Source organism: Jannaschia sp. R86511, from assembly GCF_042466345.1.
GTDB lineage: Bacteria > Actinomycetota > Actinomycetes > Actinomycetales > JBBAYJ01 > Aquipuribacter.
In genome coordinates, this window is the sequence record NZ_JAXHCD010000001.1 from 1,866,099 (window position 1) to 1,884,050 (window position 17,952).

At 73.3% G+C, this 17,952-nt stretch carries 13 protein-coding genes; 7 read left to right on the forward strand and 6 right to left on the reverse strand.

What is annotated here, in order from left to right; translation table 11 throughout:
- Positions 1-15 precede the first annotated feature (15 nt).
- From eboE to SJY06_RS08930, 6 genes are read right to left on the reverse strand one after another with little or no spacing between them, the layout of a single operon-like run.
- Positions 16-1,194 (reverse strand): metabolite traffic protein EboE, encoded by a 1,179-nt coding sequence (eboE, locus tag SJY06_RS08905; RefSeq protein ID WP_380166691.1) that lies wholly within the window; start codon positions 1,192-1,194, stop codon positions 16-18.
- 6 nt (positions 1,195-1,200) lie between these two features.
- A complete protein-coding gene (locus SJY06_RS08910; protein WP_380166693.1) occupies positions 1,201-2,067 on the reverse strand; it encodes a TatD family hydrolase in 867 nt (288 codons plus the stop codon).
- A 26-nt stretch (positions 2,068-2,093) separates the two neighbouring features.
- Positions 2,094-2,849 carry an EboA domain-containing protein gene (locus SJY06_RS08915; RefSeq protein WP_380166695.1) on the reverse strand — a complete coding sequence of 252 codons (756 nt, stop codon included), beginning with the start codon at positions 2,847-2,849 and terminating at the stop codon, positions 2,094-2,096.
- Positions 2,846-3,796, reverse strand: a complete 951-nt coding sequence (locus tag SJY06_RS08920; protein WP_380166697.1) for a sugar phosphate isomerase/epimerase family protein — start codon at positions 3,794-3,796, stop codon at positions 2,846-2,848. The genes SJY06_RS08915 and SJY06_RS08920 overlap by 4 nt, the downstream gene beginning before the upstream one ends.
- A complete protein-coding gene (locus tag SJY06_RS08925) occupies positions 3,793-4,743 on the reverse strand; it encodes an SCO3242 family prenyltransferase (RefSeq protein WP_380166699.1) in 951 nt (316 codons plus the stop codon). Before SJY06_RS08925 ends, SJY06_RS08920 begins: the two co-directional genes overlap by 4 nt.
- 13 nt (positions 4,744-4,756) lie before the next feature.
- The gene (locus SJY06_RS08930) at positions 4,757-5,965 is read right to left on the reverse strand and encodes an inositol-3-phosphate synthase (protein WP_380166701.1); all 1,209 of its coding nucleotides are present in this window, start codon (positions 5,963-5,965) and stop codon (positions 4,757-4,759) included.
- A gap of 443 nt (positions 5,966-6,408) precedes the next feature.
- On the opposite strand from SJY06_RS08930, the gene SJY06_RS08935 reads away from it, so the two are divergent.
- The 7 genes from SJY06_RS08935 (at position 6,409) to SJY06_RS08965 (ending at position 17,934) form a co-directional block, all read left to right on the forward strand.
- Complete coding sequence (locus tag SJY06_RS08935) at positions 6,409-7,947, forward strand: sugar ABC transporter ATP-binding protein (protein WP_380166703.1); 1,539 nt, start codon at positions 6,409-6,411, stop codon at positions 7,945-7,947.
- Positions 7,944-9,077: an ABC transporter permease gene (locus SJY06_RS08940; RefSeq protein WP_380166705.1), complete on the forward strand. Its 1,134-nt coding sequence runs from the start codon at positions 7,944-7,946 to the stop codon at positions 9,075-9,077. Before SJY06_RS08935 ends, SJY06_RS08940 begins: the two co-directional genes overlap by 4 nt.
- Positions 9,078-9,200: 123 nt before the next feature.
- Positions 9,201-10,277, forward strand: coding sequence for a substrate-binding domain-containing protein (locus tag SJY06_RS08945; protein ID WP_380166707.1), 1,077 nt, complete (start codon positions 9,201-9,203; stop codon positions 10,275-10,277).
- Positions 10,277-11,335: a Gfo/Idh/MocA family protein gene (locus SJY06_RS08950; RefSeq protein ID WP_380166708.1), complete on the forward strand. Its 1,059-nt coding sequence runs from the start codon at positions 10,277-10,279 to the stop codon at positions 11,333-11,335. Before SJY06_RS08945 ends, SJY06_RS08950 begins: the two co-directional genes overlap by 1 nt.
- On the forward strand, positions 11,328-11,450 hold the full coding sequence (locus tag SJY06_RS08955; protein WP_380166710.1) for a hypothetical protein: 123 nt from the start codon (positions 11,328-11,330) through the stop codon (positions 11,448-11,450). Before SJY06_RS08950 ends, SJY06_RS08955 begins: the two co-directional genes overlap by 8 nt.
- 158 nt (positions 11,451-11,608) lie before the next feature.
- The gene (locus SJY06_RS08960; RefSeq protein ID WP_380166712.1) at positions 11,609-17,134 is read left to right on the forward strand and encodes a ThuA domain-containing protein; all 5,526 of its coding nucleotides are present in this window, start codon (positions 11,609-11,611) and stop codon (positions 17,132-17,134) included.
- Positions 17,131-17,934: a hypothetical protein gene (locus tag SJY06_RS08965; protein ID WP_380166714.1), complete on the forward strand. Its 804-nt coding sequence runs from the start codon at positions 17,131-17,133 to the stop codon at positions 17,932-17,934. The genes SJY06_RS08960 and SJY06_RS08965 overlap by 4 nt, the downstream gene beginning before the upstream one ends.
- Positions 17,935-17,952: the final 18 nt, after the last annotated feature.

The window sequence follows — 17,952 nt, forward strand, 5'->3', positions numbered from 1 at the left end:
CGGACCCAGGCGAGCTCACGGGCCAGGCCGGCGGCCAGGCCGTCGTCGTCCGGGTCGTCGGACGAGGTCGCACCGACCCCGCCGAGCCGGCGCTGCTCCTGCGGCAGCACCGACCAGGTGTACGTCTCGACCTCCACGAGGTCGACGGCCCCGCCGACCGGGGCGACGAGCTGGTCCAGCGCGGCACGCAGGGCGCCGGTCGCGACCTGGGTTCGCGCCGGCCCCGGCGGCGTGCAGCGGCAGGTGGACGTGGCAGCGCCACGGTGCCCGCCCGGGCAGCCCGCCCGCCAGCGCCTCACCGAGGTCGTCGGTGCCCTGCGGCCGGTCGGCGGGCCCGGCGGGCTGCTCCCGGGTCTGGTGCAGGAAGCGCGGCTCGTCGAAGTCGGCCAGCAGCCGGCGCGAGGCCGGGTCGCCGGGCGAGGGCACGTGCAGCGCGGCCGAGGCCTGCAGCTTGGCCACGCCGAGCGGCGAGCGGGCCACCCGGGCCCCGACGTCGGCCAGGTCGTCGAAGCCGACGGCGCTGTGGCAGGTGTCCAGGCAGACCCCGACCAGGCCGTCGCGCAGGTGCTCGGCCGACAGCAGCCCGGCCAGCTGCTCGGGCCCGCTGAGCACGTCGTCGAGCACCTCCCACACGCAACCCGGCTCCGGCTCGAAGCCGACCGTCACCCGGGGGCCGCGGCCGGCCAGGTCCGCCAGGCCGCGGGCCAGGCCGGCCACGTGGTCCCGGGCGGAGGCGCGCCGGTCGTCGTCCCACGGGCTGCGCCAGGCCAGGGGCAGCGTGCTGACGCTGCCGGTGGCCACGTCGTCCGGCAGCAGCGCCTGCAGCACCCGGGCGCAGGCCAGCGTGTGCTCCAGCCGCGACGCCTCGGTCCAGTCCGGGTGGTACACGGCCTTCTTGACCACGGGGGAGTGGAACTCCCCGTAGGGGAAGGCGTTGAGCGTGACGACCTCCAGGCCGAGCCGCGCCAGCTCGCCCCGCAGCCGGCGCACGTGCGCGAGGTCGTCGGCCAGGGCCGCCGCCACGGGGGCGGCCAGCCACAGGCCGACCCCGAGCACCTCGCAGCCCAGCGCGGCCCTCACCGGCACGGCGTAGCGGCGCAGCTGGGCCAGGATGCCGTCGAGGTCGGTGGCCGGGTGGACGTTGGTGCAGTAGCCGACGTGCACCGTGCTGCCGTCGGGGCGGCGGAGCCTCATCCGGCCTCAGTCCGCCGAGGCGCGCGGGCCGCGCAGCACGGAGCTGCCCTCGAACTCCGCGCCCAGGTCGGTGCGGACGTCTTCCAGCATGAGTCGGCCGCTCTGGCCGTAGAACTCGACGGGGTTGCGCCACAGCACCCGGTCGACGTCGTCGTCGGTGAACCCCGCCGCGAGCATGGCCTGGCCGACCTTGAGCGTCCTGAGCGGGTCGGAGCGGCCCCAGTCGGCCGCCGAGTTGACCAGCACCCGCTCCAGGCCGCGCTCCTGCAGGATCCGCACCATGCGGTGCTCGTCCATCTTGGTGTCCGGGTAGACCGAGAAGCCGAGCCAGCAGCCGGACTCGTCCACCTGCTGCAGCGTGGTCTCGTTGAGGTGGTCCACCGCCACCATGCCGGCCCCGATGCCGGAGGCCTCGACCAGCTCCAGGGTGCGCCGGGTGCCGGCGGCCTTGTCGCGGTGGGGGGTGTGGACCAGCGCGGGCAGGCCGTGGTCCTTGGCCATGGCCAGCTGGCTGGTGAACGCGTCGGTCTCGGCGTCGGTCATCGAGTCGAAGCCGATCTCGCCCACCGCGACCACGCCGTCCTTGGCCAGGTAGCGGGGCATGACCTCCAGCACCGGCGTGCAGCGCGGGTCGTTGGCCTCCTTGGGGTTGAGCGCGATGGTGCAGTGGTGGGCGATGCCGTACTGCGAGGCGCGGAACCGCTCCCAGCCGAGCAGGCCGTCGAAGTAGTCGACGAACGAGCCCACCGAGGTGCGGGGCTGGCCCAGCCAGAAGGCGGGCTCGACCAGCGCCTGGACGCCCGCGGCCGCCATCGCCTCGTAGTCGTCGGTGGTGCGCGAGGTCATGTGGATGTGCGGGTCGAAGATGCGCATGGGGACTCCAGGCAGGGGGAGGGGGGTCAGGACCGGGGGAGCAGGAGCTCGCGGGCGCGGGCGGCGGCCGCCAGGCGGTCCGGGTGACCACCCTGCTCCGCCTCCGACAGCCCGGCGTGCTCCAGCGCGGGCGAGTCCGGGGGCAGCACGTCACCCACGTCGGCGGGGACGTCACGGCCCGCGGCCACGCGCTCGGCCACGTAGCGGGCCGCCATGACCTCCAGGGTGTCGTCGCGGCGCTCCTGCAGCCGGTGCACGCAGGCCAGCGGCACCCCGGTGAACAGGCACTTGAGCACCGCCTGCCGCCAGGCGTCGTCGTCCAGCGCGTCGGCGGCCGGCCCCATGGCCGCGGCCACCAGCCGCGGGTCGTTGGTGCGCAGGGCGTCGGCCAGCAGGTCGTCGACGTCGCCGGCCGCCGGCAGCAGGTGCAGCGCCCGCACCACGGCGCGCCGCTCGGCGGCGTCACCGTCCCGGTACAGGTGCCGGGCCAGGTCGGCGCGGTCGGTGGCCGCCAGCAGCAGGAGCACGCGGGCCAGGTCGTCCACCGAGCCGAGCAGACCGGTCGTGTCCCCGGGCGCGAGCGGCGCACGGCCCACCGTGCGGCCCGTGGCCGGGAAGACGACGTCCAGGCTGCCGGGGTCGTCGGTCACGCGCTGCCGGGCGGCGGCGTAGGCCGCCCGCGAGTCGTCGTCGAGCCGCGCGTCGAGCTCGGCCTGCAGCGCCGGGGCGGGCTGGGCCCAGCCGAGGACGTCCCAGCCGGCCGAGGCGGTCGCCGCGCTCACGACCGGGTCCCGACGGTGAGCGAGGACGGGGCGCTGCGCGGCGCACCGGCGGTCAGCGGCGGGCCGCTGCGGTTGGTCGGCGGGACGCTCTGCCCACCGGTGCGGCGGTCGGCCTCCACCAGGGCGGCCTGCAGGGCCAGGGCGCTGCGGCGGGCCACGGCGGGCGCGGCGTGGGAGTGGCGGGGCAGCTCGACGGCGGCCAGGCCCTGGTAGCCCAGCTCGAGCAGGGTCTGCACCACCTCGACCAGGTCGACGTCGCCGTCACCCATCTCCAGGTGCTCGTGCACGCCGGGGCGCATGTCGTCCAGCTGCACGTTGGCCAGCCGGTCGCCGACGTGGCGCAGGGTGTCGCCGAGGCCCCGGGGCTCGTTGCAGACCACGTGGCCGACGTCGACCGTCAGGGCCAGGCCGTCGGGGTGGCCGAGCCGGTCGAGCACGTCGAGGGCCTCGTCGACCACGCTGACGTGGTGGCCGGGCTCGGGCTCCAGCGCCAGGCGGACCCCGGCCGCCTCGGCCAGGGGCACCAGGTGCTCCAGGGAGGCCACGAGCCGCTCGGTGCCCTTGCGGGCGGGGGTGCCGGTGGGCAGGACACCGCTCCAGAACGACACCACCGGCGCCCCGATGCCCTCGGCGACCCGGATGGCGCGCGCCAGCAGGTCGACGCGGCGGGACCGGCCGTCCTCGCAGACCAGCGTCGGCTCGTGCTTGCGCACCGGGTCCAGGACGTAGCGGCCGCCGGTCTCCACGACCACCGACAGACCGCGCTGCTCGAGGTCCCGCCGGACCTGCTCGCAGCGGCCGGTCAGGTCGGTGTCGAACGGGTCCAGGTGGTGGTGGTCCAGCGTCAGCCCGACCCCCTCGAAGCCGAGCGAGGCGATGACGTCCAGCGCCTCGTGCAACCGGTGGTCGGCGAAGCCGTTGGTGCCGTAGCCGAGTCGCAGGCTCATGTCGTGGGTCCTCCTCGCAGCAGCCGTGAGACGACGGTCCCCGCCCCCACGAGCGCGACCGCCGTGACCGGTCGGCCCAGGGCCGACAGCAGGGCGGACTGCAGGGGGAGGAACGCCTTGATCCCGGTGATGGTGGCGCGCCGGGCGTCCGGGCCGGTGCCGGTGCGCCCGGCCTCGGCCTGCGCCCGGATCACGGGCACGCTGTGCGCCGCGGTGGCCGCCCCGGCCAGCAGCGCCTGGGCCACCAGGGCGGTCCGGGCCACGGGGGCCTGGCCACGACGCGAACGGCCGGCCACGCGCCCGGCCAGCACGGGGGCGACCGTGGCGGCGGCCAGCGCCGTCGTCACCCCGGCGCGGGTGCCCTGGCCGCGGGCCGCGCCGTGGACCTCGCCCCGCGACAGGTCGGTGACGGCGAGGGTGTGCAGACCGGCGGTCAGGGCCGGCAGCAGGGCGGGCGGCAGGCCCAGACCGGTCCGGGCGCCCGCGGTCTCGGGGCGGGCCCCGGTCGCGCCCAGGCTGACGTCCAGGGCCCGGGTCAACGACATGGCCAGCGGCGCCCAGGGTCGCGGCTTGGCCACGAGGTCGTAGCCCCAGACGGCCACGGCCAGGGCGACGGCCGTGCCCGCCCCGCGCCGGCCGGCCCCGACGGCGGCGAGGCCCACGGAGGTCGCGGTCAGCGCGGCCGCGGCGCCGAGCGCCTGGGCCGGGCTGATCCGCCCGCTGGGCACGGGTCGCTCGGGCCGCTCGACGGCGTCGAGGTCGCGGTCGGCCCAGTCGTTGAGCGCCATGCCGGCCCAGTACATGGACACCGAGGCCAGCGGCAGCAGCGCGCTGCGGGCCCGGACCGGGCCGCCGGCCGCGGCCAGGCCGACCAGCGCGTCCCCCGGCACGGTGACCGCGGCCGGCAGCCGGACCAGCTCGGCCCAGTCCCGCAGCGTCGGGGTCATCGCGTCGGGCTCGTCACGCGTCGGAGCCCTCGGCGAGGGAGCCCGTCAGGCGCAGCAGCTCCTGCCACTGCACCGCCAGGGCGTGCTCGTCGCTGCCCAGCGGGTTCTTGAAGAAGAAGCCGAGCTCGCTGACGACCCCGGTCCGGCCGGCGGCCATGCTCGCGGCAGTCAGCCGGGCCAGGTCCAGCACCAGGGGGGCGGCCAGGGCGGAGTCGCAGCCCTGCCAGGTGAACTGCAGCGTCATGGCCGTGCCCAGGAAGCCCGAGAACCGGACCTGGTCCCACGCGGTCTTCCAGTCGCCCATGTCCGGCACGTAGTCGATGTGCAGCGGGCCCGGGACGTGGCGGCCGAGCATGGCCTCCAGCCCGGCGGCCTTGGTCGTGGTCTTGCTGCGGGCCGCGACGGGGTCCGACAGCGTGCTGCCGTCACCGCCGCCGAGCAGGTTGACCGACGCCCACGAGTCCACGCGCAGCGCCCGCTGGACGAACATCGGCGCCAGCACGGACTTGAGCAGCGTCTCGCCGGTCTTGCCGTCCGCGCCGGCCCAGGTGGCCCCCAGCTCGCGGCCCAGGTCCACCACGCAGGGCAGGTCGACGCCCGGGCTGGGCGTGAAGGCCACGAAGCCGGCCCCGGCCTCGAAGGCCGCCCAGGGGTGCAGGGCGCTGGCCGGCAGCGGGGAGCGGCCGGCGTCCCAGGCCGCGCGCACGGCGGCGGCGGAGGCCAGGTCGGGGTCGGCGACGTCGACCGGGGCGTGGGTGCTGGACACGTCCACCACCACCACGCGCGCAAGGCCGTGCCTGCCGACGAAGGCCTCGAGGTCGGCGCGCAGCCGGGCGACCTGGGCCCGCTGCGCGGCGCCCGCGTCGTGGCCGTCGCGCTCCGCGGTCGCGACCTGGCGGACCTCGTCGTCGGCCCGGGCCAGGGCGTCGGTGAGCGGCTCGAGCAGCTGCCCCGGGATGACCGACTGGGCGGCCAGCTCCTCGGCCCGCTTGCGGTAGGGCACGTCCAGGACGTCGTGCCCGCCGAACACGAGGGAGTCGAAGCCGGGCAGCGGCGTGCCGGCCAGCTCGGGCAGCTCGGTGACGCAGCCCAGCCCGGACGCCAGGCCGTCCCGGATGGCCAGCGCGCCGACCAGGGCGGTGGTGGCCACCGAGCCCTTCGCGCCGACGAACCAGACACCGACCCGGTCACCAGCGGTGCCGGGGCCGGAGCCCTGCGTCACTTCGGCTGGCTCCTGAACAACTTTGTTCACGTCGTCGAGCATAAGCCTGTTGTCCTCCTCGGCAAACCCTGTCGGGGCAGGGGGTCGGTGTCCCCCGCGGCGGGGTTCCGCGGGGCGTCCGCACGGGGCCACGGGGGAGGCTCACGTGCGTCCGGGTGGTGCGGGCGGTCCGGTGCGTCCTGGTGCCAGGACGGTGTGTCTCGGGTGGGTCTCGATCCGTGCACGACGCGCACCTATTGCTTGACCGTCGGAGCAACGCCTGTCTAGCGTCGCGAACCCGGTGGCGACATCGCCGTCGGTGGCGGGGCTTCTGCACGACGCGTACCGGCCTTCTGCAGGGTAAGGGTTCACAAGGCACCCTGGGAAGCGATACGTTTCGGCGGCAGACGAACTAATTCCCCGGGAGCGTCGACGTCGACGCGCCCACACACAAGGAGGTGTGCGTGGAGTCCTCGCTCCTACGGATGCACGGGATCGTCAAGACGTTCCCCGGCGTCCGAGCCCTCGACGGGGTGGACCTCGACGTCCGCGCCGGTGAGGTCCACTGCCTGCTCGGCCAGAACGGCGCGGGCAAGTCCACGCTGATCAAGGTCCTGGCCGGGGCGCACCAGCCCGACGAGGGCACGATCACGTGGCAGGGCGAGGAGGTCCGGCTCGCCACGCCCCAGGCGTCCACCAGGCAGGGCATCGCCACCATGTACCAGGAGCTCGACCTCGTGCCCGGGCTGTCGGTGGCCGAGAACGTGTTCCTCGGCCACGAGACCTCCCGCTTCGGCATCACCCTGACCCGGGCCCGCGACCGGCGCACCCGTGAGCTGCTGGCTCAGCTCGGCCACCCCGAGATCTCCCCCGACCGCGAGGTCGGCGACCTGTCCGCGGCCGGGCAGCAGGTGGTCTCCATGGCCCGTGCGCTGTCCCGCGACGCGCAGGTCATCGTCATGGACGAGCCCTCGGCCGTGCTGGACTCCGACGAGGTCGCCAACCTGTTCCGGGTCGTGCGCAGCCTGACCGCCGCCGGTGTGGCGGTCATCTACATCAGCCACCGGCTGGAGGAGATCCGCGAGATCGGCGACCGGGTCACGGTCCTCAAGGACGGCCGCACCGTCGCGGAGAACCTGTCGGCCCAGGACACCCCCACGGCCGACGTGATCCGCCTGATGACCGGCAAGACCCTGGACGGGGTCTTCCCCGAGCGCACCGGCGGCCTCGGTGACGTCGTCCTCGACGTGGCCGACCTGGCCTGCGCCGGCAGCTTCTCCGGGGTGAGCCTGCAGATCCGTGCGGGCGAGATCGTCGGCCTGGCCGGCCTGGTCGGCGCGGGGCGCTCGGAGATCCTCGAGACCATCTTCGGCGCCCGCCGGGCCACCGCGGGCAGCGTCCGCGTGGACGGGCGGCGGCTGCGGCCGGGCTCGGTCAAGGACGCGGTCCGGGCCCACGTGGGCCTGGCCCCCGAGGAGCGCAAGAGCCAGGCGCTCGTCATGCAGCAGTCCATCGCCAGCAACATCACGCTGGCCAGCCTGACCCGGTTCTCCCGCGGCGGGTTCATCGACTTCGGCGGCGAGCAGAAGCGCTCCGACGACCTGGCCGGCGACCTGGACCTGCGTCCCGTCGACGTCAGCCGGCTGGTCTCGACGCTGTCCGGCGGCAACCAGCAGAAGGTCGTGCTGGCCCGCTGGCTGCTGCGCGAGTGCCGGGTCCTGCTGCTCGACGAGCCCACCCGCGGCGTCGACGTCGGCGCCCGCAAGGAGATCTACGACGTCGTCCGCCGGCTGGCCGACTCCGGTGTCGCCGTGCTGGTGGTGTCCAGCGAGGTGCCCGAGGTGCTGGGCCTGGCCGACCGGGTGCTCGTCGTCCGGGAGGGCCGGGTCGTGCACACCGGCCCCGCCTCCGAGCTGGACGAGTCCCGCGTCCTCGACCTCGTCATGTCCGAAGAACACCAGCGCTCACGCGGGCTCGACCCGCAGGAAGGCGATGCCGCATGAGCACGTCCTCGACCGCCCCCACCACCGAGGGCAGCGGCCACGGCACCACCTCCGGCCACGGCCGGGGCCAGTCGGCCAAGCGGCCGGCCATGTCCGAGTCGGTGGTCCGCAACCTCGGCCTCGTGGGCGTCATGGCGATCCTGGTCATCATCGGGGTCTGGACGGCGGGGGACCGGTTCCTGTCCGGCAACAACCTGCTGATCATCCTCGAGCTCGGCGCCATCATCGCCGTCGTCAGCGTCGGCATGACGTTCGTCATCACCGGTGGCGGCATCGACCTGAGCGTCGGGGCGATCGTCGCGCTGGCCAGCGTCTGGGCCACGACCGCGGCCACGCAGTACTACGCGGACCAGTACGGCTTCATGGTCATGGTCCTGTGCGCCCTGATCGTGGGGACCGTGGTCGGCGCGGTCAACGGGTTCCTGATCGCCTACGGGCGGATCGTCCCGTTCATCATGACCCTGGCCATGCTGGCCTCGGCCCGCGGCCTGGCCGAGCAGATCAGCCAGAACCGCTCGCAGCTGGTCACCAACGACGCGTTCCTCGACGTGTTCCGGACCCGGATCCTGGGCCTGCCGGTCAACATCGTCATCATGGCGGTGGTCGCGATCGCCGGCTGGGTGCTGCTCAACCGCACCACGTTCGGCCGGCGCACGCTGGCCGTGGGCGGCAACGCCGAGGCCGCGCGGCTGGCCGGCATCGACGTCCGTCGTCACACCATGCTGCTGTACACGCTGCTCGGCTTCTGCTGCGGCATCGCGGCCATCATGCTGACCGCCCGCACCACCACCGGTACGTCGACCCACGGCTCGCTCTACGAGCTGGACGCCATCGCCGCGGTCGTCATCGGCGGGACGCTGCTGTCGGGCGGGCGGGGCACGATCCTCGGCACGCTGCTCGGCGTCCTGATCTTCACCACGGTGACCAACATCTTCACCCTCAACTTCCTGCCGACCGCGACGCAGGACGTGGCCAAGGGCGCGATCATCGTCGTCGCCGTCCTGCTGCAGGGCCGACTGGCCGGTGGTGGCCTGCTGCCGCCCTGGCTCAGGCGCCCGGGGTCGCCCGGCAAGCTGCCGGCGCAGACCGGCGCGGCGCTGGACCCCGACAAGCCGAAGCCCGGGGCCTGACACCCCCTCCGTCCCCCTCCCGAAGTCCCCCTCCCGACCGACAGACCGCACGACCCGCGACCGGCGCCCTGCCGCCGCGGACCAGGCACGAGAACCCGCACGAACTCGATGAGGAGTACCGACATGACCGATCCCCTGCGCCCCGCCCTGTCGCGCCTGGGCCGACGCGGCTTCCTGATCGGCGGCGCCGCCGCCGGCGCCGCCGGTCTGGCCGCCTGCACCGGCGCGGCGCCCTCCGACGAGGCCGCCGCCTCCGCCCCGGCCGCGGCCGCGGGCGGCGGTGCCAGCGCCGAGCCGGGCACGCCCGTCACCCTGGGGTTCTCCGCCCCGGCCGCCGACCACGGCTGGATCGCCGCGATCACCGAGAACGCGCGGGCCCAGGCCGAGCAGCACCCCGACGTCACGCTGCAGCTGACCGAGGGCACCAACGAGGTCAACCTGCAGATCAGCCAGGTGCAGTCGCTGCTGGACGCCGGCATCGACGCGCTGGTGATCCTGCCCTTCGACGGCAACGCCCTGACCGAGATCGCGCGTGAGGTCATGGACGCGGGCGTCCCGGTCATCAACCTCGACCGGCGGTTCTCCTCGCCGCTGGCGTACCGGACGTTCATCGCCGGCGACAACTACGGCATGGGCGTCGCGGCCGGCAACTACATCGGCCAGCGGCTCACCGACGAGGGCGTCAGCAGCCCCGTCATCGGCGAGATCGCCGGGATCGACGCCCTGGAGCTGACGCAGCAGCGCAGCCAGGGCTTCGCCGACGCGCTGTCGTCGTTCGGCTTCGAGGTCGGCCCCCGTCAGGCGGCCGAGTTCACGGTCGAGTCCGGTGACGCCGTGACCCGGCAGCTGCTGCAGGCCACCGGGGCGTTCGACGCCATCTGGAACCACGACGACGACCAGGGCATCGGCGTCCTGGCCGCCATCGCCGACTCCGGCCGCGACGAGTTCTTCATGGTCGGTGGCGCTGGCTCGCTGAACGCCATGCAGGAGATCCAGTCCGGTGAGTCGGTCCTGCAGGCCACGGTCACCTACTCCCCGTCGATGGCCTCCTCGGCCATCAACCTGGCCCGCCTCGTGGCCCAGGGCCGGGGCATGACCGACCTCGTCGAGAACGAGGTGCCCGAGGAGATCATCCTGTCCTCGGCCACCATCACCTCGGAGAACGTCGACCAGTACCTCGAGCTGGGCTTCGAGTCCTGATGCCCGACGGCACGCTGGGGGTGGCGCTGGTCGGCCACTCGTTCATGGGCGCCACGCACTCCCACGCGTGGCGGACGGCACCGCGGGTCGCCGACCTGCCGCTCGGCATCGACATGGCCGTCGTGGCCGGCCGGGACGCGGGGCGGGCCAAGGCGGCCGCCGCGCAGCTCGGCTGGCGCGACAGCACCGACGACTGGCGCAGCGTCCTCGAGCGTGACGACGTCGACCTGGTCGACATCGTCACGCCCGGGGACAGCCACTGCGACATCGCGGTGGCCGCGCTGGAGGCCGGCAAGCACGTGCTGTGCGAGAAGCCGCTGGCCAACACGGTCGAGGAGGCGCAGCGGATGGCCGACGCCGCCCGCGCCGCCGCGACCGACGGGGTGCTGTCGATGGTGGGGTTCAACTACCGCCGCGTGCCCGCCATCACGTTGGCCCGTCGGCTGGTCGCCGACGGCCGGCTCGGTGAGATCCGCCACGTGCGGGCGCAGTACCTCCAGGACTGGATCACCGACCCGGAGTTCCCGCTCGTCTGGCGACTGCAGGCCGAGCGGGCGGGCTCGGGGGCGCTGGGTGACATCGGGGCCCACATCATCGACCTGTCGCAGTTCGTCACCGGCTCGCGCATCACCGGCCTGACCGGCCTCACGGAGACCTTCGTCAAGCAGCGTCCGCTGCCGGCGGAGTCCGCGGGGCTCAGCGCCGGCGCGGGGGCCGACGGGGCGACGGGGGAGGTGACCGTCGACGACGCCGCGTTGTTCCTGACGCGCTTCGCCAACGGGGCGCTGGGCACGTTCGAGGCCACGAGGTTCGCCTCGGGGCGCAAGAACGCCATCCGCCTGGAGGTCAACGGCTCGCTCGGCAGCATCGCCTTCGACTTCGAGCAGATGAACGAGCTGTGGTTCCACGACCACACGCTGCCCGCGGCCGAGGCGGGCTTCCGCCGCATCCAGACCAGCGAGCCCGACCACCCCTACGCCGGGCTTCTGGTACCCGCCCGGCCACGGGGTGGGCTACGACGCGGCGTTCGTCCACCAGGTCGTCGACCTGGTGGGTGACGTCGCCGCCGGACGGGCACCGAGCCCGTCCTTCGACGACGGCGTGCAGATCCAGACCGTGCTGGACGCCGTCACGCGCTCCTCGGCCCAGGGCACCACCTGGCTCGAACTCTGAACCCGTGCCGCCCGGGGACGCACCCCCGGGCGGCACGGCTCCCGCCTCGAGACCGATCGCTTCTACCCGAACCGGCCCCTCCAGAGAACGGAAGAACAACGATGTTCCCACCATCTCCCAGACCAACCACGCGCGTACCGCGCCGCAGACGTCGTGGGGTGGCCGCCCTGGCCGGCCTCGCGGTCGCCGCCGGCAGCCTGGTCGCCCTGCCCGCCTCGGCGGTCGCGGCGGAGCAGACGGCGGTCGGCACCGCGGCGCAGGTCAGCGCCGCGGTCGAGACCTCCCAGGCCGCCGCCGAGGCCCCGCCCGTCGGGCAGGGCCGCTTCGACGTGCTGGTCTTCTCCAAGACCGCCGGCTTCCGGCACGGCTCCATCCCCTCCGGCATCGCCGCCATCGAGGCGCTCGGCACCGCGAACGACTTCAGCGTGACCGCCACCGAGGACGCCGAGTTCTTCACCGAGGGCAACCTCGAGCAGTTCGAGGTCGTCGTCTGGCTGTCCACCACCGGTGACGTGCTCAACGACGCCCAGCAGGCCGCGTTCGAGGGCTACATCAACGACGGCGGCGGATTCGCCGGCGTCCACTCCGCCTCCGACACGGAGTACGGCTGGGAGTTCTACGGCGACCTGGTCGGGGCCTACTTCTCCGGCCACCCGTCCAACCAGACCGCGACGGTCGTCGTGGAGGACCCGGCGCACCCCTCGACCGAGGGCCTGCCGACCGAGTGGTCCCGCTTCGACGAGTGGTACAGCTTCCAGACCAACCCTCGGGACGACGTCCACGTGCTGGCCTCGCTGGACGAGACCACCTACAACCCGGGCGGCAACGCCATGGGTGTGGACCACCCGATCGCCTGGTGCCAGGAGGTCGAGGCCGGCCGCAGCTGGTACACGGCGCTGGGCCACACCAACGAGTCGTTCGCCGAGGCCGAGTTCCTCGACCACCTGCTCGGCGGCATCGAGACCGCCGCCGGTGCGGTGGGCGCGGACTGCAACGCGACCTCCGACGAGAGCTTCGAGAAGGTCGCGCTGGACGAGAACACGTCCAACCCGATGGAGCTCGACGTGGCCGAGGACGGCCGTGTGTTCTACATCGAGCGCAACGGCGAGGTCCTCGTCATCGAGGAGAGCGGTGCCGTGCGCACGGTCCTCAACCTGAGCGTCACCACGGTGCAGGAGTTCGGCCTGGTCGGCATCGTGCTCGACCCCGACTTCATTGACAACGGGTGGGTGTACCTGTACTACTCGCCCACCGGCTCCGCCGTGGACCGGGTGTCCCGTTTCACCATGGGTGACACCAGCATCGACCCGGCCAGTGAGAGGGTCGTCCTCGAGGTGCCCGTGCAGCGGGCGGAGTGCTGCCACGCCGGCGGCGCCCTGGAGTTCGACGGCGACGGCAACCTGTACATCGCCACCGGTGACAACACCAACCCCTTCCAGTCGCAGGGGTACACGCCCACCGACGAGCGCGCCGGGCGCGGTGCCTTCGACGCGCAGCGCACGTCGGGCAACACCAACAACCTCAGCGGCAAGGTGCTCCGCATCACCCCGGAGGACGACGGCACGTACACGGTCCCCGAGGGCAACCTGTTCGCGCCCGGCACCGCCCTGACCCGGCCGGAGATCTACGGCATGGGCTTCCGCAACCCGTTCCGCGTCGGCATCGACCCGCTGACCGACAAGCTCATGGTCGCCGACTACGGCCCCGACGCCGGCTCCACCAGCTCCACGCGTGGGCCTGACGGCCGGGTCGAGTGGCAGATCCTGAACGAGCCCGGCAACTACGGCTGGCCCTACTGCCACGGCGGCAACACCCCGTACGTGGACTGGGACTTCGCCACCAACACCGGCAAGGGCCTGTACGACTGCGCCAACCCGGTCAACGACTCCCCGAACAACACCGGCCTGACCCAGCTGCCCCCGTCGATCGGCGCGCAGATCTGGTACGGCCGCGAGTCCACGTCGACCTACCCGGGCATCGGCACGGGGGGCGCGCCCATGGCCGGCCCCGCGTACGTCTACGACGAGGACCTGGACTCCGACCGCAAGTGGCCGGAGTACTTCAGCAACAAGGCGCTGCTGGGCGAGTGGAACACCGGCCAGCTGTACAACGTGCTGCTGGACGACGACCGGACCGAGCCGGTCAAGGTCGACGAGTTCCTGCCCCGTCGCACGATCATCAAGCCGATGGCGTGGGAGTGGGGTCCCGACGGTGCGCTGTACATGATCGACTGGGGCTCGGGCTTCGGCGGCAACAACGCCGACTCCGGCGTCTACCGGATCGACTACATCTCCGGCAGCCGGGCTCCTATCGCCCGCGCCAGCGCGGACGTCACCAGCGGCCCGGTGCCCCTGGAGGTCCAGTTCAGCTCCGAGGGCACCCGTGACCCCGACGGCGGGGTCCTCACCTACGCGTGGGACCTCGACGGCGACGGTGACGTGGACTCGACCGAGGCGAACCCCTCCTACACCTACAGCACCGCCGGGTCCTACCAGGCGCTCCTCACGGTGACCAACGACCAGGAGCGGACTGCGACCGCGACGGTGAACATCGCCGCGGGCAACACGCGCCCGACGGTCGAGATCACCGGCCCGCCGGAGGGCGGCTTCACGGAGTTCGGCGACACCGTCGCGTACTCCGTCGAGGTCACCGACCCGGAGGACGACGCCGCCGGCGTCGACACCTGCCCCGGTGTTCTCGTCAAGCCGGCGCTGGGTCACAACGACCACGGTCACCCCGGTGAGCAGGAGAACGGCTGCGAGGGCGAGTTCGTCGCCACGATCGATGACAGCCACGGCCCCGAGGCCGACATCTTCGTCATCGTGGAGGCCGACTACACCGACCAGGGCGGTCCCAACGGCGCTCCCGCGCTCACCGGCACCGACCTGATCACCCTGCAGCCCAAGACCAAGCAGGCCGAGTACTTCGAGTCCACCGGGCGGGCGCCAGGCAGCACGGGCGGCGGCGACGCCGGCGTCGTGACCGAGGCCACCGGCGACACCGCCGGCGGGTTCGAGAACCTCGGCTTCATCGAGGACGGGGACTACGTCTCCTACTCGCCGGTCAACCTGACCGACATCGACGGCGTCACGATCCGGGCCGCCAGCCCGGGCAACGGAGGGCTCGTCGAGCTCCGCTGGGATGCCGCCGACGGCCCGGTCGTCGGCACCATCGACGTCGCCGGCACGGGCAACTGGCAGGTCTACCAGGAGTTCTCGGTCGAGCTGACCGATGCCCCTGAGGAGACCGGCGAGCTGTTCGCCGTGTTCAAGTCCCGCACCGGTGCCACCGGCAGCGTCATGAACGTCAACTGGTTCGAGTTCACGGGCAAGGGCGTCAGCGCCAACAGCGCCCCCATCCTGGAGTCCGTCACGGCCACGCCCGTCGAGGGCGAGGCGCCGCTGCCCGTGACCCTGGCCGCCGAGGTCTCCGACCTCGACGGGGACACCGTCACCGGGGTGTGGACCACCGGCATCGCCGGCGACGCCCCTCGCGAAGGGCTGACCACCGACGTCGTCTACACCGAGCCGGGCACCTACACGGCGACGTTCCGGGCGACCGACAGCCGGGGTGCCTTCCGGGTGGCCACGGTGCAGATCGAGGTCGACGCCGTCCCGCTGACGCCGTGCTTCGGCGCCAAGTCCGACGACTTCGACGGTGACACCCTGGACAGCGACCGGTGGGAGGTCGTCCGTCCGGACGGCAACCTGAGCGTCGAGGGCGGGTCGCTGGTCCTCCCGACGTCGGCGACGGACATCTACCAGGGCACCAACACGACCCCGAACCTCGTGCTGCAGGACCTGGCACCCGGGGCGTTCCAGGCCACGACCAAGCTGACGCTGCCCGCTCGTGAGCAGTACCAGCAGGCCGGCCTGCTCCTCTACGGCGACGACGACAACTACATCAAGATGGTCATCCAGGGACGCACCGCGGCTCCCAACGCCGGTTCCCGGGTCTTCCAGTTCCTGCGGGAGACCAACGCCTCGGCCGCGGAGTTCAACACCGCCGGTCTGGGCACGGCCTTCCCCGACACCTTCTGGGTGCGGCTCACGTCGACCAACGGCACGGACGTCACCGGGTCCTACTCCTCCGACGGCGTGAACTTCGTCGACATGGGGCAGACCGTCACGACGGCCGGCATCACGAACCCGCGGATCGGGCTGGTGTCCCTCACCGGCACCGGTCAGACCCCGATCATCGACGCGGAGTTCGACTCCTTCACCATCACGCCGGACGACTCGGTCGGCGAGACCGTGCCGTCCGACGAGTTCGACGGCACCGAGCTGGACGCCTGCCGCTGGCAGGTCGTGCGGCCCGAGCCGTCGGCGCTGACGGTGGCCGACGGGCAGCTCAGGCTGCTCACGCCCAACGGCGACATCTACACCAACGGTGACGCCTCGACGGTGAGCAACTTCGTCCTGCAGGACGCACCGGCCGGGGACTGGGCGGTGGAGACCAAGCTCGACAGCACCGCGCTGGTGGAGCGTTACCAGCAGGCTGGTCTGATCGCGTGGGTCGACGACGACAACTACGTCAAGTTCGACCACCTCGTGACCAGCGTCCTGGGTGCGGCCAACGTCGCCAGCAGCATCGAGCTCCGTTCGGAGATCGGCGCATCCATCCAGAACCCGCAGCCCAGCACCGGGCAGGTCGCACGCGGTGAGGTTTGGCTGCGGCTGGCCAAGACCGGCTCGACCTTCACGGGTGAGTACTCGCTCGACGGCACCACCTGGGTGGCCGTCGGCGGCACCACGGGTGTCCCGAACGCCGCGATCGCTGAGTCCGACGACCTCAAGGTCGGCGTGTTCACGATCGGCACGAACCAGGCGGCTCGGGTCCCGGTGTCGTTCGACTACTTCCGGGTGCTCGGCGACGAGGAGCCCGACCCGGACACCACCGCCCCGGAGGTGTCGGCCACGGTCGCACCCGAGGAGCCGGCCTCCGGCTGGTACACCGAGCCCGTCACGGTGACGATCACCGCCACCGACGACTCGGAGGCCACCGGCGGGGTCGTCTACACCGAGTACCGCATCGGTGACGGCGACTGGCTGGAGTACACGACGCCCGTGGTCCTCGACCCCGAGGACCTCGGCGACGGCAGCCACACCCTGCAGTACCGGGCGTCCGACGCCGCGGGCAACGTGTCCGAGGTCGGGACGGTCGAGGTCGCCTTCGACACCACCGGCCCGCAGGTCGAGCTCGGCGTCGAGGACGGTCAGGAGCTCGGCGACTCGGCCGAGCTGGACCTGGCCGCCGCGGCGACCGACGAGGGCTCCGGGGTCGCCTCGGTCGAGCTGATGCTCGACGGGGAGGCCGTGGAGGCCGGCACGCTGCAGCTGTGGACGCTCGACCTGGGTGAGCACGTCCTGACGGTCTCCGCGACCGACGAGGCGGGCAACACCACGGAGGTCGAGGTCACGTTCACGGTCACCACGTCGCTGGCGGACATGGACGCTCTCGTCGAGCGGTTCGTGGCCGACGGCTCGGTCACGGCGTCGGTGGGCAACCAGCTCGCCGGACGTCTCGACCAGGCCATGGCCGCCGAGGCGCAGGGCAGCCGGGGCGAGAAGCGCATGATCGCCGCGCTGCGCAGCTTCGACACCCTGGCCAAGCGCGTCTCCGACGCCGAGGTCCGGCAGGTCCTGCTGCGGGACAGCGCCTACGTGGTCGACGAGATCGGATGACCCAACGCACCAGCACCGGCCGGGCGACGCGCACCTCGCGTCGCCCGGTCGGGGCGTCCCCGGCCCCCCGCCCGTCGTCCGCGACGGGCGGGGGGCCGGGGGGCTCTGCCGGCGGCGGGCGTTCCCGCCGCTGGGTCCTGCTCGTCGTCGGTGTCGTCGTCGGCGTCCAGCTCGGTCTCCTGCTCGGGTTCCTCCTGCCCGGGCAGGGCGACGAGCCGGCCGACGGCGGCACCGCCGACGAGGTCCTCGGTCCGGACGGGCAGCCGCTCGACCCCGACGACCCGCTGGCCGAGCGCATCGCCGAGCTGCAGGCCGAGGAGGCCGAGCGCGACGCGCAGGCGGTGCAGCTGCTGACCGAGCAGACCACCGGGGTGCTCGACCTGGTGTCCCCGGTCGTCATCGGGGCGGGGGAGCACACCCCCGGCTCCCCACCCCCCTCCGCCGAGACCGTCGAGCAGTGGCGGGCCGCCCTGGTCTCGGCCGAGCAGGCCTTCGGGGACCCGCCGAGCGCGGGCACCGACGTGAACGTCGCGCGCTCGGGCCTGTCGGCGTCGCTGCTCAACCTCGAGACGATGGTCGACGCCTTCGCGCTGGCCGCGTCGGCCCAGCCCGCCGACGTCGAGGCCGCGCTGGAGGTGGCCGCCTCCGCCCGGCGCTCCGCAGCGCTGTCGTGGTCCGTCGGGGCCACCCAGCTGGACGCGGTCAACGTCGCCGCCGACCAGGGCCACGTCCACCTGTTCCTGCCGCCCGTGCCCGACAGCGGGGCGCTGACGCCGGACCCCGAGCCGGTCGCGCCGTGAGCGCGGGCCGGCCCACCT

Bases quoted from the DNA above. Each gene is read 5' to 3' on its own strand.
- SJY06_RS08920 (WP_380166697.1), bottom strand. From the start codon at position 3,796: ATGAGCCTGCGACTCGGCTACGGCACCAACGGCTTCGCCGACCACCGG.
- SJY06_RS08940 (WP_380166705.1), top strand. From the start codon at position 7,944: ATGAGCACGTCCTCGACCGCCCCCACCACCGAGGGCAGCGGCCACGGC.
- SJY06_RS08925 (WP_380166699.1), bottom strand. From the start codon at position 4,743: ATGACCCCGACGCTGCGGGACTGGGCCGAGCTGGTCCGGCTGCCGGCC.
- SJY06_RS08945 (WP_380166707.1), top strand. From the start codon at position 9,201: ATGACCGATCCCCTGCGCCCCGCCCTGTCGCGCCTGGGCCGACGCGGC.
- SJY06_RS08950 (WP_380166708.1), top strand. From the start codon at position 10,277: ATGCCCGACGGCACGCTGGGGGTGGCGCTGGTCGGCCACTCGTTCATG.
- eboE (WP_380166691.1), bottom strand. From the start codon at position 1,194: ATGAGGCTCCGCCGCCCCGACGGCAGCACGGTGCACGTCGGCTACTGC.
- SJY06_RS08910 (WP_380166693.1), bottom strand. From the start codon at position 2,067: ATGCGCATCTTCGACCCGCACATCCACATGACCTCGCGCACCACCGAC.
- SJY06_RS08965 (WP_380166714.1), top strand. From the start codon at position 17,131: ATGACCCAACGCACCAGCACCGGCCGGGCGACGCGCACCTCGCGTCGC.